The organism is Anatilimnocola aggregata (assembly GCF_007747655.1).
In the GTDB taxonomy this organism is placed as follows: domain Bacteria; phylum Planctomycetota; class Planctomycetia; order Pirellulales; family Pirellulaceae; genus Anatilimnocola; species Anatilimnocola aggregata.
The window spans coordinates 7,786,801-7,803,284 of record NZ_CP036274.1 but is presented as its reverse complement, the minus strand read 5'-3'; the positions used below and the strand labels follow the sequence as shown (position 1 = coordinate 7,803,284).

At 59.5% G+C, this 16,484-nt stretch carries 9 protein-coding genes; 1 reads left to right on the top strand and 8 read right to left on the bottom strand.

The window, feature by feature from the left end:
• Positions 1-124: 124 nt before the first annotated feature.
• The 7 genes from ETAA8_RS29680 to ETAA8_RS29650 all read right to left on the bottom strand — a co-directional run bounded on the left by ETAA8_RS29680 (position 125) and on the right by ETAA8_RS29650 (position 13,731).
• Positions 125-1,555 (bottom strand): trypsin-like peptidase domain-containing protein, encoded by a 1,431-nt coding sequence (locus ETAA8_RS29680; RefSeq protein WP_145097542.1) that lies wholly within the window; start codon positions 1,553-1,555, stop codon positions 125-127.
• A 479-nt stretch (positions 1,556-2,034) separates the two neighbouring features.
• Positions 2,035-2,466 (bottom strand): ATP-binding protein, encoded by a 432-nt coding sequence (locus tag ETAA8_RS29675; RefSeq protein ID WP_145097539.1) that lies wholly within the window; start codon positions 2,464-2,466, stop codon positions 2,035-2,037.
• A gap of 84 nt (positions 2,467-2,550) precedes the next feature.
• Positions 2,551-2,916, bottom strand: coding sequence for an STAS domain-containing protein (locus ETAA8_RS29670; protein WP_145097536.1), 366 nt, complete (start codon positions 2,914-2,916; stop codon positions 2,551-2,553).
• Between the two features lie 153 nt (positions 2,917-3,069).
• Positions 3,070-12,075, bottom strand: a complete 9,006-nt coding sequence (locus ETAA8_RS29665) for an autotransporter-associated beta strand repeat-containing protein (protein WP_145097533.1) — start codon at positions 12,073-12,075, stop codon at positions 3,070-3,072.
• Positions 12,076-12,577: 502 nt separating this feature from the next.
• Positions 12,578-12,898 carry a tetratricopeptide repeat protein gene (locus ETAA8_RS29660; protein ID WP_145097530.1) on the bottom strand — a complete coding sequence of 107 codons (321 nt, stop codon included), beginning with the start codon at positions 12,896-12,898 and terminating at the stop codon, positions 12,578-12,580.
• Between the two features lie 65 nt (positions 12,899-12,963).
• Positions 12,964-13,260 carry a hypothetical protein gene (locus ETAA8_RS29655; protein WP_145097527.1) on the bottom strand — a complete coding sequence of 99 codons (297 nt, stop codon included), beginning with the start codon at positions 13,258-13,260 and terminating at the stop codon, positions 12,964-12,966.
• A 102-nt stretch (positions 13,261-13,362) separates the two neighbouring features.
• Positions 13,363-13,731 (bottom strand): RNA recognition motif domain-containing protein, encoded by a 369-nt coding sequence (locus ETAA8_RS29650; protein WP_145097524.1) that lies wholly within the window; start codon positions 13,729-13,731, stop codon positions 13,363-13,365.
• Between the two features lie 729 nt (positions 13,732-14,460).
• Here ETAA8_RS29650 and ETAA8_RS35040 point away from each other — a divergent pair.
• Positions 14,461-14,625, top strand: coding sequence for a hypothetical protein (locus ETAA8_RS35040; protein ID WP_202921343.1), 165 nt, complete (start codon positions 14,461-14,463; stop codon positions 14,623-14,625).
• 85 nt (positions 14,626-14,710) lie between these two features.
• Here the strand turns inward: ETAA8_RS35040 and ETAA8_RS29645 are convergent, their stop codons facing one another.
• Positions 14,711-16,456: a DUF1598 domain-containing protein gene (locus tag ETAA8_RS29645; RefSeq protein WP_145097521.1), complete on the bottom strand. Its 1,746-nt coding sequence runs from the start codon at positions 16,454-16,456 to the stop codon at positions 14,711-14,713.
• Positions 16,457-16,484: the final 28 nt, after the last annotated feature.

Genomic DNA, 16,484 nt, shown 5'->3' with positions numbered 1-16,484 from the left:
AAGAAAGGGAGATTGGCAACTCGAAGATTATCAACTTTACGAGTTTACCATTCTCGCAAGCGCAGAGCGCGACAGTTGGTCCGGCCAGCGAGAGGGTGTCGGCGAATGCCAACACTACGAGCGGCTAGCGAGTCCGTTCGGCGAAGCGAAGGTGACCGTAGAGGGTGTCGCTGCCACGGAGGATATAGAAGAGCACGGGCTCTTGGCGATTGACGTCTTCGCGATCGAGGACATACGAGACATTATCGAGCGAGACGGTTTCCCAAACGTGCATGCCGACCAGGACATCGCCGCGACGAATCCCTTGGGCCGAAGCGGGACTATCGGGGCGGACTGCTTGAACCGCCAAGCCGCCGCGATAACGGCTGTTCAGGGTTTTGAATTCGGTGTCGTCCATCGGGGCCAAACGGAGGCCGAGATTTTCCCACACGCGATCGGCGAGGGCGACTTTGCCACCGCGTCCATTGGCAGGAGCGAGCACAATGTTGGTTGTCAGGCGGTTGCCGCTGCGGAGGACTTCGATCGGCAGGTCTTCGGTCCGCTTGCGACCGAGCAGGGCCAGTTCGATATCGAGGGCCCGTTCGATTTTCCGTTCGCCGATGGCGGTAATGACGTCGCCTGCTTGCAGGGCAGCCACTTCGCCGGGGCTATCGCGGCGGACACTGCTGACGACAAACGTCCGCTGGGTCGGTTCGCACTTGGTCTTGCCGACGATGCCGTGGCTCTGCTGCTCGAGTCGTTCGATGCTCATGAGGCGAGCGGCCACATCGAGTGCTTCATCGATGGGAATGGCGAAGCCGATGCCTTGCGCACCGACGCGAACGGCCACGTTAATGCCGATCACATCGCCATCGACATTGAAGAGAGGTCCGCCGGAGTTGCCGGGGTTGATGCTGGCGTCGGTCTGAATCAGGTCTTGATACTTTTGTTCGTCGCTGACTTGCACCGTGCGATGCAACGCGGAGATGATGCCTTGCGTAACCGTGTATTCATAGCCATAAGCATTCCCCATGGCGACGACGGGCTCGGCCGTGAGCAAGTCGCAGCTGGTGCCGAATTGCACGGCCTTGAGCGGGCCATCGGACTCGATCTTGATGACGGCCAGGTCGGTCTTGGGGTCGTGGGCGATGAGCTTGGCAACGGCCTGGCGGTCGTTGTGCATCGACACCTGAATGTTGCTCACCCCTTCGACCACGTGATAGTTGGTGAGGATGTAGCCGCGCGGATCGAAGACGATGCCGGTGCCCATGCCGTTGACTTGCTTCATGCCATCACTCCCGAAGGAGGCATTTTCGGCACGAACGGTCTTGCGGCCGTGGATGTTCACGACCGAGGGCTTGGCCGCTTCGATGGCTCGAACGAGCGGGGTGAAGCGATTTTCGGAGGCTTGGATATTGGGAGCGAGCGGAGACAGCGCACTGCTGCCCAAGACTGCGGCCGCACAAGCGACGGAGAAGCCTTGCAGCCAGCGTCGGCGATTGGCGGTCCTCTGTCCAGCAACACTGGCAGACAACTGCCGGTCGAGCTGGTTCAGGCGTGGATTATTTACGGGCATTGCGGGCTCGTCGCTGCTGGTTCAACGTCAAGTGCGGATCAACCAACGCCTGTCGACAACAGTCGCAGCGCCCGATTTAAGTCTGCCTCACAACTGGGTCGCTGCAAGGCAGACGGGGTGCGGCGGCAGAACGTTGCCGAGACCAATCCGTCCGAAGGTTTGATCGGCCCACCCCCTGGGTAGGCTTCATCGAGCCTGTGCGTTGCCGCACACTCGCCCTAGATTGACAGCGGAAGAGTAGTCAAACCCTGCCGGTTAACTGGCGAGTTTGTGCTAGCGGCCGGCGGTGCGAAAGGAACAATATTGAGTAAGAGTGAGATAGCTGACGAGTGGATTTATCTGCAGGAAAGATGCGGGAATCGACGTAGTGGCAGCTGCGAAATCTCCCTTGCGCGCAAAGGAGAAAGAACGGCTTCTGCAGGAGCTAGGGGCGAGTGAAGGTGCGTAGTGAGATGAACAAAGTGGCGACCGCTAGCGACTTAAGCACTGCTAGCGGAGCGATCTTTTTCCATAACTACGACATTGCCGCGGCCCAGATAATTGACCCGGCTCATGAAGGTGCGAATGAGTAGCACGCCGCGGCCATTGGGGCGATCAAGATATTCGTCGCTGGTGGGATCCGGCAATTTGCTGGGATCAAAGCCGGGGCCTTCGTCCTTGATCTCGACGCGCAAGCGATTGTCGGTCAGGTAGCAGCGCAGGTCGACTTCCTTCAATGGGTCGCTGCGGTTGCCGTGGCGGATAGCGTTGACCAGAGCTTCTTCCAAAGCGAGGTGAATGCCGTAGACATCTTTCGACGGCCAACCAGCCTCATCCAACTGGGCGAGCACCATCGCGATGGCATCTTGCCCGGGCGTGGTGTCGCTAGGAAAGCGGCGTTCCAGCTTCCAGTTCCAATCCGACTGGGGCATGACTCTTCCGTACTACAAGGAGAGAATTACGTCGCGCACGAGTCTGAACAACAGTGCGAATGTTGCGGGACACTGCCCGGACGTTTACAGACCCGTAAGTGCTTCGCCTTCGGTACCCTTGATATCAAACAGTTGATTCAAGCGAGTGATTGCGAAGACTTCGTAAATTTCTGGCCGCAATTGGCAGAGCCGCATCTTGCCGCTGTGTGCCTTAACCTTTTTTTCAAGGATGATTAACTTGTTGAGGGCTGCGGACGAAAGAAACTCGACGCTGGTGAAATTGAGGACGAGAAGTTTGCGCCCTTCTTTTTCGACAAGGGAGAACAGTTCGTCCCCCAACTCTTGAATGTTGGTGGCATCGATGATCTTGCGGTCGACAAACCGAACTAGCGTTACATCGCCGCTAGTGCCGCTGAAACTGGTCAACTCAATTCGTCGATAAACCGCCATACGATCCACTCCCCGGTAAGATCCAGCCAGTAAGTTACAGCAGGCTGGACAGACAAGTATCGCTAAACTGCGAAGTACCCGCCCGCTGCCACTCGCACTGCCCAAATTACCCCACACCCCTTGCGAATGCAATCCGCGGTTGGTCCCGCTGGTTTAGATCAGTCGGACGTCAGGTCCTGTGGCGGGGTTGTTGAAGTCGTTGGGGCCGGGGGCGGTGAGGGATTCGTCGGCCATGTCGGCGGCGTCCCAGCTGAAGAGGTCGCTGCCGTTGCCGCCCCAGGCGTCGTCGTCCGAGCCGTCGGGCGCGATGATGGGGAGCAGGGCAAGCACTTCGGGCGGTGGTGCAGCGGCGTTGGAGTTCAGCTGCCAGGCCGTCAGGAGTGCGAGCAGGGCTGCATCGTTATCCATTGGGTCGCTGTAGGTGTTCGCCGCATAGGTCATCGTGTTGGGAGCCGAAGTCCAGGTGCTGTTCTCTTCACCACCCAGCCCACCGGTGATCAGCAGGTCGTTGCCGTCCCCACCCGAGAGCGTGTCGCTCCCCGTGCCACCGATTAGCACGTTGTTCCCCGAGTGACCCAGCAGCCAATCGTTACCGTCGCCGCCCGACAGCAGGTCGTTGCCGCTGTTGCCTTGCAGCGTATCGTTGCCGCTGTAGCCATACACCCGGTCGTCTCCGGCCCCGGCATCGACGCTGTCGTTACCAGCCCCGGCATGGATGTAGTCGTTGCCCCCACCGGAGTTCACCACGTCGTGGCCACCACCGGCATAGATCACGTCGGCTCCGTTGCCCGAACTGATCGAGTCGTTACCGTCGTTCGGGCCTTGGAAGTCCTGCGGAGTCGGGTCGCCCGGATTCGTCGGCGCGTTATCCCCCCAGATCACGTTCTGGCCTTCGCCACCTGTGATCTGATCGTTCCCGTCGCCACCCACCAGCCAGTCGTTGTTCGAGCCCCCCGCCAGCGAATCGTTGCCCGCTTCGCCATAGAACACGGCCGGGATCTTGGCCGTGGTCTGCGACATCGTGTCGACTCCGTTGCCGCCGTACAGCACGGCCTTGCCCGGCACGTTGTAGTTCATGATCGCGCCGCCGATGCGCACCCGCACCTGATGCGGAAGCGCGGCCGTGGCATTGGCCGAGATCTGCATCAGGTCGTTCCCCGTGGTCCCGCGGCCGAACACGTCGCCGATCTGCACGCCCGTCAGCTTGCCGTTGTCGACCAGGTTGAGGTCTTCGATGCTGACCCAACTGAAGGGGGCCGTGTTGGCGCTGAGGACGTTCCCCGACGAACCGGCTCCCACGATCATCGCCGTGTTCTTCGGCACGTCCGTGACATCCAGGTTCAGCACATCGCCGACCGTATCGCCGGCCTGATTGAGCGCCGGTACCGGATCGCCACCGTCGATGAAGATGGTGCTTCCCCCCGCAGTCGCGGCCGTGGTCGGACGAATCAGCCGCGTCGTGGCGGGGACGGCTAGGCCCACGTGCATGGCTCCCGTGTTCCCGATGACCGGGGCCGGAGTTTCGCCGAAGATATCTTCACCATCGTTGCCGTACAGACTGATCGTCCCCACGCCGCTGGCCACGCGGGTGAACGGTAGCTCCGTCACCGGGGTGACCCCGCCCCATTGGTTCGACGTGAAGAGGAGGAACTGATCGTCGCCGTCGAAACCACGCAGGGCCACCGTGTTCAGGTCGTGCGGCACGTTGGTCGGGGTGAACCGGCCGTCGATCGTGTCCCCCTGCTCCGTGCCCGTGTAATCGAAGCTGTCGATGTTGCGGAACGTGACTCCGCTGGCGTTGATTCCCGTCACCGCATAGTCCGCATTCATCCCGCCGGCTGCAGCAATCAGCACGTTCGGGTCAGCGGTCGTGTCGCCACTGTCGTCGATGAACAACTGATCGTTATTGCCCGCCAGGTTGTTGTCTTCCCCGTCGACCACCACCGGGCCGGCAATGTCGTCGACCGTCAGGCCCGGACCCGCGAGGAAGAACTGATCGCTGCCCAGACCACCCAGCAGCGTGACCAGTCCGGTGTTCGAACTGGTGCTGAGGACGCGGAGCGTGTCGGCGAGGCCGTCGTCCGTTGGACCACCGAAGCCGGTCGGATTGCTGCCGTCGAGCACGATGGTCGGGTTATTCGTCTGACCGCTGCCGAAGCTGGTCAGCGTCAGCGTGTCGCTGCCCCGCAGGCCGTAGACTTCGAAGCTGCTGAAGTTATCGCCGCTGAAGTCGAACGGCGTGTAACCGGTCGGCTGGACGCGGGTCTCACCACCACCGTTATCGGTCGTGTTGATCGTGTTGCCTGACAGGTCGCCCAAGATCTGCAGCCCACCGGCCGTGGCATTGAAGCCCGCCCGATTCACTTCGCTGACGCTGGTGAAGTAGGTGATCAGCGTGTTCGCCGGATTGGTCGTGCTGATCTCGCCGTCGTTCGCAGCAGTTCCCGAGCCACTGCCGATGCCGTACACCTGGGCGGTGCTGGCCAATCCCAGGTTGAACGTCAGCACATCGGTGCCTGCACCGCCGGTGAACAAGAACTCCGGCGTCCCCACCACGTTTGGATTATTCGTTACCCCAGGCACCGTGCCGACGAAGTCGGGCAGGCCCGTGCCGGTGTCGAACACTTCGACCGAGTCGTTCTGCCCGCCGCCGCGAATCTCCAGCGAGTTGATCGTGGCCAGGGTGCCGGTGTAGAAGTTGCCGGTGACCGGGCCCGTCCCCAGGCGATTGATCACCAGGTCGGCTCCGACCCGCTGCATCGTGAGTTGATTGTTGACCCCGTTATAGACCGGCGTGAGATCAATCAGCAGGTTCAGCGGACCGCCGGTCACGTCCTGCTCTTCGATGCTGACGTAGGTCACCGGGTCGAGCGCCGGATTGGCGGTCGGCGCGAACGAGAAGCCGCCGCTCCCCACGTCGCTGACCGTTTGCACGGTGAGTGCCGGGACCGTGATCACCAGGCGATCGCCGTCGGCCGTGCCGTGCGGCGCGTTGCCGTTCACACTGAACGAGGTCGTTGTCTGCGGATCGAAGTCGAACGTGTCATAGTCGTCGCCGCCGTTTAAGAACGTCGTGCCAGCGCCGCCGTTGACGGTGATCACACCATTGATCGTCACCGTCCCACCGCTTCCCGGCGCAACTTCTCCGACTCCATTCGACTCCCCATCGCCCGCATCCACATTCACGGTCACCTGCGTCAACGCGTTCACATCTCCATCCAACAACGCATCGTCACCCGCATTGAGCGTCACACTGCCACCGGAGGAGGTGATGTTGAAGGTAACGGGAAGCGTGAGATTGTCGGTAGCCCCTGCATCGCCGGTGCTGAGGACAATATCGCCGGTCGCATTGACGCTGCTGGTTCCCGAACCGGTGACCGTGCCGATGGTGAGCGCGTCCAGGTCCGTGTAGTTGAGCGTGCCCGTGACGTTGGCGGCCAGGGTGGCAACGTTGTTGGCCGCATTGGTCAACGTGACATTGCCAGTGACCAGTAGTTCCAAGCCGCCAGCGGTAATGTCATCGCCGGCAATCTGAGTGACTGTGCCGATCACCGCCAGAGTCAAGTCGCCAGCGCCCAGGGCCACATCGTCGTCGAGCAGCAAGTTGCCGCCGAGTGTGGAGAGTCGCACGTCGTTGCCGCTGCTGGTGATGCCGCTGACACTGTTACCGAGCACATCCACGGTGCCCACCGTCAGAGCGTTCACATCGGTATAGCTAATCGTCCCCGTGACATTGGCGGCAATCGTCGTTACATCATTGCTGGGGTTATTGAGCGTGAACGGCCCGGCCCCCGTCAGTTGCAAGCCGGTGGCGGTGATGGCCGCGGTCTGGGTTACGGCCGCACTCGAATCAATCCGGAAGTCACCTGCTCCGGTCGCTACCGGCTGGCTGATCGTCAGCCCTGCGCTATGCAGCGCCACATCTGCCGTGCTGGTGATGCCGACCGTGTTGACGGTGCCGACAATCAGACCGGTCGAGTCGGTGTAGTCGATAGTATCCGTGGTATTGGCGGCAAGCGTGCCGACATTGTTGGCGGCATTGTTCAAGGTAAACGAGCCCGCACCAAGCAGTTCCAAGCCGCCGGTGGTGGTGATGGCTCCGGTCTGGGTGACCGCGCCCCCCGCGCTGAGGCTGATGTTGCCACTGCCGCTAATGAGACCGCCGGCACTGATCTCTACGCCGTTGGTTTCAGTAATAAAGATGTTGCCCGTGGTAGTAACAACCGCGCTAAGGTTAGCCACGTTAGTCAGCAGTCGGTCAGCCAATGTGCCGATGCCGGCATTGGCGGTGGCAACGAGCGAGGTAGCGACGACATCGGTAGTGGCGGCACCTGGTGAAGTTATCGCGCCGAGGTTGGCATCCAGATCGACGGAGCCCGTCACGTCGGTGACGGTCAGCGTGCCGCCATTCAATATGATCGATTGGGAATCGATCTCGATATCGACAGTGGCAGCCAAAGCGTCGCCGGTGAATCTGACGTTGCCGTCTACTCGAACGAAGTCAGTCCCTGTGCCCGTCTCAATCTGCAAGCGGGCGTTCGCGTGCAGATTGTCAGCACTGGTAACAATGACTGAGTCGTCGCCGTCGTTGGCAGTCGTGTCAATGACCAGCAAGTCGTTGTTGAAGAAGTGACCGGACTCGATCAAGGTGGCGGTCAGGCCAGTGGTGCCAGTGACGACCAAGGCATCGATCGTTCCTGTGGCCGAGTCTTTGCCGTTGGTGATAGTCAGCGCGTCGTTGGTGCTGGCTGCCGGAGTGGCCAGCGTCGCGACCGCCATGCCGCTGATGTCGACAGGTTCCAGGTCGGCGAACGTGATTGTGCCACCTGTTGCACCGGCAACAGTGACAACGCCACTTCCAAAAGTGGTGGCGCTCGGAGTGTAGGTGGTGCTCAGCGTGTGGACCAAGCGAGTGTCTTCCACCACGAGCACATCGCCAAACGTCTGCGAAGGAATAAATGGAGGTTGGTTCGGTGTGACTACTGCATTATTTGTTTCGCCCTCACCGTTCCAACTGACTCCGCCAACCGGAATTGGATCCGTAGAAGTCGAACTGTAAGTGACTCGGAGAACGTCATCTCCCGCACCGCCGTTGAAGGCAAAATTCGGTGGCGAGGTGTAATTGACGGTTGTCGGTCCCGCAACCAGAGCGCCCGTGTTATCAAACGTTCGGGTGGTGACCGAGAAATTCGTGCCATCGCCCGTTACATCAAACTGGTCGTTCAGGGCGGTGCCGTTCAGCACCGGTTGCGAGTAGAGAGCGACGTCGTTGCCGCTGCCGGTGGTCGAGGAGTCGGCACGATAGCTGATGTAGAACGTATAGAAGGGACCTGATCCCAGTACGATCGGTGAACCTTCGGGCAAGCCAGCGAAGATGCCGCTGACTTCATCGGTACCGGCGTTGTCGATGATGATGAATTCTTGCAACGAGGTAGAATCGGGTGTGAACCCATTCAACAAGCTAACGTTGAGTGTAGCGCCGGCCAGCGCCACGGTCTGAGCCGCGCCCACTTCGATCTGGTCATAGTCTCCGGCTGCGGTACCGCCGACCTCAACATTGAACTGCTGCGTTGCGGCGGTAAAGGCGAGGCTGCCGGTTCCCAGGTTGTCGGTGGTATCGGCGACCGTCGGATCGCCCGCCGCGAGGGTGGCCGTGCCGTTCAGCGTGACCGATCCAGCAATCGAGCCCGTACCACCGAGAATGCTGGCACCATTGACAACAAACTCGTTCGTAGCCGCAGTTGTCGAGCCATTCACCAGCAGCGTGCCGGCGTTGACTATGGTCGCTCCACCGTAAGTGTGCGCACCGTTCAGTATCAGCGTACCGGTTCCCTGCTTGATCACGCTTCCCGCACCAATCAAGCCCGTCAACGTGCTGGCCACGCCCGTGATGTTCACGGTCAGCCCATTTCCTGTGCTGATCGTGCCGCCCGCGATTGAGTTCACATTCACCGTGTTCAAACCAACGGCCCCGGCAACACTCACGCCGCCGTTGATGGTGATGACGTCCCCTGCTTCCGCGCCGGTGGTGATGCTCAGGTTGGTGTTGGCGTGGTCATTGCTCGCACTCGCGATGGTGATGACATCGATGCCTGCCACGGCAGTGGTATTCAAGTTGACGTTGGCCGTGCGGAAGACATGCGCCGACTCGAAATTGACGGCGCCGGAGTCGCCAGTGAAAACAATGGCCGGCACGCTTCCCGGGGCCTCCAGCGCGGCAGTCACCGCCGAGTTAAAGCCGTTGGTCAGTGTGACATTGTCGTTCGCCCCCGGCAGATTGAGATTAAATGTGCCAAAGTTATCGAAGTCGACCGGTTCTAGGCCTGTGAAGGAATTCACCAGACCATTGACGACCACCGAACCATCGCCATTCGTCGTGGCGCTCGGGGTGTAAGTGGCAATTTCTGTTCCTGTCCCACGGAACCCGAGCGCGTCATCCCCCAAGCCGCCACTGTAGCTAATCGACTTGCTGAAGTTGCCCAATGAGAAATCGACCGTCAATGAATCGTTGCCAGCCAGCGTGTTGACCAGAATCTGCGTCCCGGTCACCGAGCTGAATGGCACGTCGACGGTGTGTTGGTCAACGCTGACCACGGCACCAGCAATGCCCGTGGCCCCCAGGATGCGATTCGGATCGCTCACGATGAACTTAGAATTTGTCGTGTCGGACTTGATGGTCAGCGTGTCAGTCTGGCCGCCGCCGGCAATGTCGGTGATCACCAGGTTGCCGCTGGAAAGAGTCAGCTCGGTCGTAAAATTCTGCACCGTAAGCGTGACGTCATTGCTGTTGCTGCCACCGTTGTAATTAATGATGAAGCGGTTGCCCCCCGCGATGAACGCGGTGTCGTCGGGGATTGTCACGCCGCCGACTTTGAACGTCCCCAGTCCGAGAACTGTGTCGCTTAGGTCGTTGTTGATGATCGTGAACGAGTGGCCATTGGCTGGGGTGTAGCCCAGCGCGACGACCAGGTTGGCGTCGTTTAAAGTGACCGAGCCGGTAACATTGAGTTGATCGTATTGCGTGCCGACGGTCGTGCCGTTGAGTTCGACGTTGAAGTTCGACCCACTGTCAAATGTCAGGCTGCCGCTATTGAGGATGCCGGTATTTGTTCCCGGAGCGATTGAACCGCCAGAAAACACCTGCGTCACGCCATTGATCGTGCCGGTGCCACCGAGCGTGCCGGTGCCATTCACGCTCACGTCTGTGGCCGCCGTGCCGTCAACCACAGAACTGTTGATTAGCAGCGTTCCTTCGTTAACGTTGGTTGTGCCCGAGTAGCCATTGGTTCCATTAAGGGTCAAGGTTGCGGCGCCGATTTTTTGGATTGCCAGCAACCGAGCATCCACGTCGTCGCCGACGCGACCGGAGTAGGTTCCGGAGGTGGTTTGATTAATGGAAAGGGTCCGCGTTCCCGCCGTAGACTCAAATCGTGCCGAGACGACGCCGCCGGTGCCGGTCAAGTTGCCGATGGTCGCCGTCTGGCCGATGAAGGCAGTTCCGAGTGCCAAGCCGCCGCTGTTGAGTATGACGTTGGGAGAACCGTTCTCGGCGCCGGTGCTGTACAACACCAGCGAGCCGAGTGTGCTCAAGGTGTTGATTTCGTAGGTGCCGGAAAAAGAATTCGTGCCGCTCAGCAGCAGATTCCCTTGGCCGGTCTTTTTCACTGTGCCGGAGCCGCTGATGTTGGCGGTGATATTGAAATCGAAGGCAGTGGTGGCATTGGCGATGTTGAAGTTGTGGTCTCCAACGCCCAATTCAAGATTGCCGGTGATTCGGCTACCCGTGGCGGCCGCATTATTGGCGGTTGTGGCATTGAAGTTCAGATCGCCGTCGAGGGTCAAAGTGCCAGCGCCGGTGCTGATGATCCCAATGCCGCTGGTGTAGTTGTAGGTGATGTCCGCGGTCGTTTGATTGAATCCGTTCAGATCGAGGGTCGAACTGTTAGTGTTGTTCTGCCCCATGATAATGTTGCCGGTGGCTGGCAGCACATCGGCAGCCGCCATCCGCAATGTGCCGACGGAAACCTCTGTATTTACCCAGCTGTAAGTCTTTGCAGCGGCCCCCACGACCCAGAGCCCGGCGTCGGTCTTTGACAAGTTACCGCCCGTCAGATTGACGCTGCCTTGCAGGCGATTCGTGGTGCTGGTGGAGGTGCCGCGCAGGACCAGGCTCGCTCCGCTCGACAATGCGCCGGTGATGTCACCCGTGACGGTCAGTGATCCGCCGTTGGAGGTGAATTGCACGGGATTGCTGGCGCTCGTGACATCGATGCTGCCGGAGATCGTATTATTCTGGCCCGAGTTGAGCAGCGTAACGAGACCGCTGGCACTCGCATTCAGGTTCAACGATTCGGGAACGCTGATACCAGCCGCTGGATTCAGCGCGAGGGTTGTGCCGGTGGCCAAGTCCGCGCCGTTGACGACGGTGTGGTTGCCGACACCCGTTGCGCCCAAGGCGTTCGCACTGAGTAAACTAGTCGTGCCTCGGTTCAGGGTCGTGATGCCCGTGTAGTTGTTGTCGCCGCTGAGCGTCAGCGTGCCCGCGCCGGACTTGTTCAGACCACCAGATCCCGAAATAACTCCGGCCAGGGAACTCGTGGCCGTATTGGTCACACTCAAGCCACCCGTTGTGGAAATCGTCCCACTAGCATTGCCAGCAATGGCAGCGCCGTTCAGGGCCACGCTACCTGCGGTGGCACTCAAGGCAGCATTCACATTGATGTTGCCGACGGCATCGGCGTCGTTGAGAAGCACGCCAATGCTTCCCGAAGTGATTGCTCCCGAGAACGTGACCGAATTGGTACCCGTGGTCACTGTGCTGTTGGTGATGTTAAGTGACGAGACCAGGTCCGCTGCTGGAATCGTAATTGAGTTTGCGCCAAAAATCGGCGCAGGGTCTCCGCCCGACTGGACGAAGGTACCCGCGCCAGCGAGCGTGAAAACCACATCCGAACCCGAGACGGTTGTGGTTAGTAAATCGTTGTTTGCCAACCCGATGCCCAAGGTGTTGGTCATCGCATCAAACGTGTAAACCGCCATCACGCGGCGGTCTTCGAGCGACTCGAGGAACGTTCGCCGATTGTGTTGTTTTGTGGACGGAGCTTTTTTCTGCTTGCCAAGAAAACGAAACCATTGCGACCGAAGGTAGCGATTGAGCATGGGAGCCGTTGAGTTAGTAAGAAGGGTGAAATTCGCGGCGATTGAGCCGTTACTCTCAAGCTCGGCGGGGGTGGGTATCTCGTAGGACCGCGCCAAACGCGCAGAGTATGCCTACGAATCGGACTATAAGGAGGAGATTAAGAATTGCCAGTTTTCAAAGGGACTTTTCGTCGGTTTATGGCAAATTGGGTTTCAAAGAGGGGATGCGAACAGCCCTTTTGGGCTAGGCGCGAGCTTTTCCGACGCCGAAGCTCATCGATTAAAACGGCTCGAATGGCTGGCGGCGGTTCGTCGTTCAATTCCTGCGTCGTTCTCAAGCCCTGATAGCCTGATGTAAGCGTGGAAGCTGCAAATGGCAATTTCACTACTTCTAAGGCACCGCCGCGTGGCGTGTGCAGGTGGATAATTACCTGCTGGGAGAGGTCCAGCGCTCAGGACAGTTCGGACGTAATGAAAAAGACTGGAAGAAACACGGGTGAGTACACCACGTGCCACCCGAAAGCTAGGCTCGGTTGCGAATGCGCACGAGTTGCGTGCGGGCAGCGGAGCGGACGTTCTCGGGGGCGTCGTTCGACGAGACGAGAGTTTGCAGGTCAGCCGCGGCCCGCTGATCGTCTTTGAGAGAAGAATAAGCCAGCGCGCGATTAAAGAGCGCGCGGGCTTTTAAGATGCTGCTGGCCGATTGCGAGCGAAGCAGCTCGTTGTAGATTTTGATCGCCTCGGCAGGTTGCTTTTCTTTGGCCAGGTCGACTGCTTGCTGAAGCAGGTTTTCTTCACGCCCGCCCTGACTGAACCAGTTGCTGAGCCGTTGCAGAAAACCCATAAAGCAACTCCTTCGACGCTGGGCAATTGGTTCGCAGCGTCGAACTTCTTAGCGCACCAAGTACTTTATTCCGGCGCACGGACCTCATAACGAATCATGTTGTTCAGTCGTTGCGGCAATTCCTTGACGAGACAAGTCTTACGAATTTCGGCGATGCTGTCGTGAGGTACCCAGGCGCCCTGTTTGTAGACGAAGGTGTTCTTGCTGGAGTCCTCGGCCACGATGAAAGGCTTGCCGTAAACGATGGGCTCTGCCCGTTCCATCAGGACGGGACTGGCGAGCAAGCTGCGGCGCACTTCCGATTGAGGGGCTCGGGCAACTTGACGCTTGTTTGGTATGGGGGCACGACGCTTTTGAGCCATCAGTAAAAACTCCTGGGGACGAGATCAAGTGAGGCGCAGAGGCAATAGGCCCCTGCGCGCACGTAGATTCCAAACAACAGAGCGCGACGCGCCGGAAGTCGCTTAGTAGCGACGACCGCCACCACCGCCTCCTCCACCACCACCGTAGCCGCCGCCGCCACCGCTGCGACCGCCACCACCACCACTGCGACCGCCGCCGCCACCACCACCAAAGCTGCGTTCTTCACGCGGACGAGCTTCGTTGACGGTCAAGGCGCGGCCGTCGACTTCCTTCAGGTTGAGCGCGGTGATCGCAGCCTGAGCTTGCGAGCCATCACCCATTTCGACGAAGCCGAAGCCTTTGCTGCGACCGGTGTCGCGGTCTTGCACCACTTGGGCGCTCTTGACCGAGCCGAATTCGTTGAACAGTTGTTCGAGCGATTCGTTGGTCATGTTGTAACTGAGATTACCGACGTACAAGCGCGTAGCCACTAAAGAACCCTGACATAATTGATACGCGGCCCCCGTTAACTTTCGGGGCCGAGAGAAAGAGACCAGCGTGGTGGTCCGCCAAGTGGGAGAGGCGAAAGAAGGGCGGCGAATCAATTAAAAACTGTGCGCTTGCGCTCATGACGTCAGACCGACTTATCTCGTTATAGGTGAATAACGGGGGGCGGCCTAGCCACAAACTTCTGCTAGCTCTGCGAATTCAGCAATCTGTTCGCAGCGGACATCAGGCTGCAATCCGCGTAACCCGCAATACCCACTTGGCATTGGTTGGAGTTCCGCCTTCAGGCGGTGAACGGGTGCAAGGGTCAGGGGTACAAGGACCGCCTAAAGGCGGAACTCCAACGGTGGCAGCTTGTCTTTTGAATCTGGCTGGTCATACTGAGGGGTAAGCGTAGGAGCCACACGAACTTGCGATTGCCAGTTCGCTGAACTCCGCAACCTCTTGGCTTGGAAGACTGGGAATTTCCGTTGGGCCGTGTCGGTGCTGCGATGATTGCAGCTGTCTGGCAGTTGCCACGTTGGACCTAATGATTCGTGGCCTACAGGGAAGTACATCGACCGCCGTGCGTGCCGGTTCATTCCACGCGCTGTCGATGGCGAAGGACAATCGCGAGTCAGATGTCTTGGATGGGCATTGCTGATGCGCCGCGCGAATTCATTCCCGAGCGAATAGCCGATCCGTCAAGGTCGGCTCGAATCTGAAAGCAAGCCATGAGCGAAAAGAAGCCTACGCCGGTCTTTGCCTCCATCAGCCCACGCACTTGCCCCATCTGCGGCAAGGTATCCTACTCGCGATCGGGCGAGCATCCGCAATGTAGCGTTAATCGCGCCGACATCGCGTTCAAGCTGCGCAGCAAGCAACGCAAGCGCGCGTAAGTAAGAATTCGAACCTCAGCGCTGGGGCGCAGGCGAGAGTGCCAGGCCCCGTTTCCTCAACTTCAATAGTTGAGATTGCCAGCAATTAATCCCACCACCAGTGACGGCGGGGGAGTTCTTTCGGCGTGCTGGCCGAGCGTTCACTTTTCAGCAGGCCGTACTCATCGGTTTTGATGGCGGTCTTGGTGGCCAACCCGCGAGCATCGACGGTGACACCACCACTAACGCCGGCGACCAGGCTTTTGCCTTCGATGATGCGGTGGTTAATTACCGAATCGACCTTGGTCGGTGCGAAGTCCAGTTCGGGCTCGTATGTGCCATCGGGCCCGAAGTGGGTCAGATGCCAATTCACTTGCCCGGGCAAATCGTGGCTGCGAACGACTGCGGCGACCAGGGCCAGATCGAACACGTTACGCAATTCGGCATAGACCGGATACTTCGCGGCCAGAATCTCGAAGTGCTTGGTAAAGCTTTCAGCGAACAGGCTGTTCACTTCGCTGCTACGACCGGTGTGAATCCGGTCCCCTTGTTCGCTGAGCATTTCGTTCTCGCTGAGGACTTTCACGCCGGGACCCTTCAGTTCGAAGGCATCGCGCGATTCGGTCGCTTGCAGCGAATCGTAATTGAGGGTGAACCACCACCGGAGCACGCTCAGGTTGTTCAGATCGTGACGCTTGGGATCGAGCGAATTGAGATAACTCGTGACGCCGAGCGTTCCATCTTCCAGACCCATGCCGACGAGCTTCATGCGGTAATCGGCCTCGACCATCACACGGGCAGCGCGAGTTTGAGGATCGAGACCGTAAACGACGATATCCTGCCGACCGAGACCGGCCCGCAGTTCTTCGAGAAACTCGGCACGCTGTGAGGGCTTCATGGGGCCTTTCGCGGCCCAGCGATCGTTGACCGCTTGCGCTTCGGCCAGCCCAGGCTTGGTGGGATTGATCGAGCAGCCGAATTTAGGTTCGGCACTGAAAGCATTGCGAAAGGTCACGACCAGGTCATCGAGCTGCACAATCGGGCGCTGCTTCTCGATGTCGACCCAGCGACCTTCGTTGTTCTGACGCCAATCATCGGCGGGGCCAGCGATGACGATGTCGCCCGTTTCGGGATAGACGAGCAGGTACTTGATGCGCTGCAGCCCGGCGAGAAGCTTCATGGTTTCATCGGGCGATTTGCCGGCTGCTTGCAGCAGTTGCAGTTCCCGTTCGAGTCGATTGAGCGAGATTTTTCGCAGCACCGACTTCTTGCGCGGATTGTGCGACGAGCCAATCTGGCTGGCCGAACTGCGCACGGTTTCGAGTGCTGCATCGGTGCGCGGCGTCATTCGCCGCAGTAGCCCGAGCGCATCGACCCGCACACCACCATCGAAACCGCTCACCGAACCTGGTCCGCCCACATCTTGCCAGCTATCGGGCTCAATGGTTGAAGTAATCAATTCAATAAGTGGATCGAAGTCGGCCTGCACACCACCGCCGCGACCAAACCAGCGCGAACCCGCTGCCTTGCGAACTTGCTGCAAGGCCCCGCTCCGAGCGAGGTCCGAAGAAATGTCCGCTGCTGTTTCGAGAGATCCGGCTTTAGCGCCAGCATTTGCCTGGGCGGCAGCAATGTCGCCCAGGAGTCGATCGCGCACGCGGGCATCGCCCACGTCCTGAGCGGCTGCCTTCGCGGGGCCAAATTCACCCGCTGCCAGATGATCTTGAATTTGCTGTTCGCCGGCCGGCTGCTGGGCCGAAAGGGCTGTGGCAAAAATCAGCCAGCCTGCGGTGAAAGAAAAGAAGAGCCTGCCCGTTCCACGCGCGTTCGCGCGCTTGCTGCGAGCTGCCATTACACCACCTCTTGTTCCAGAAGAGACG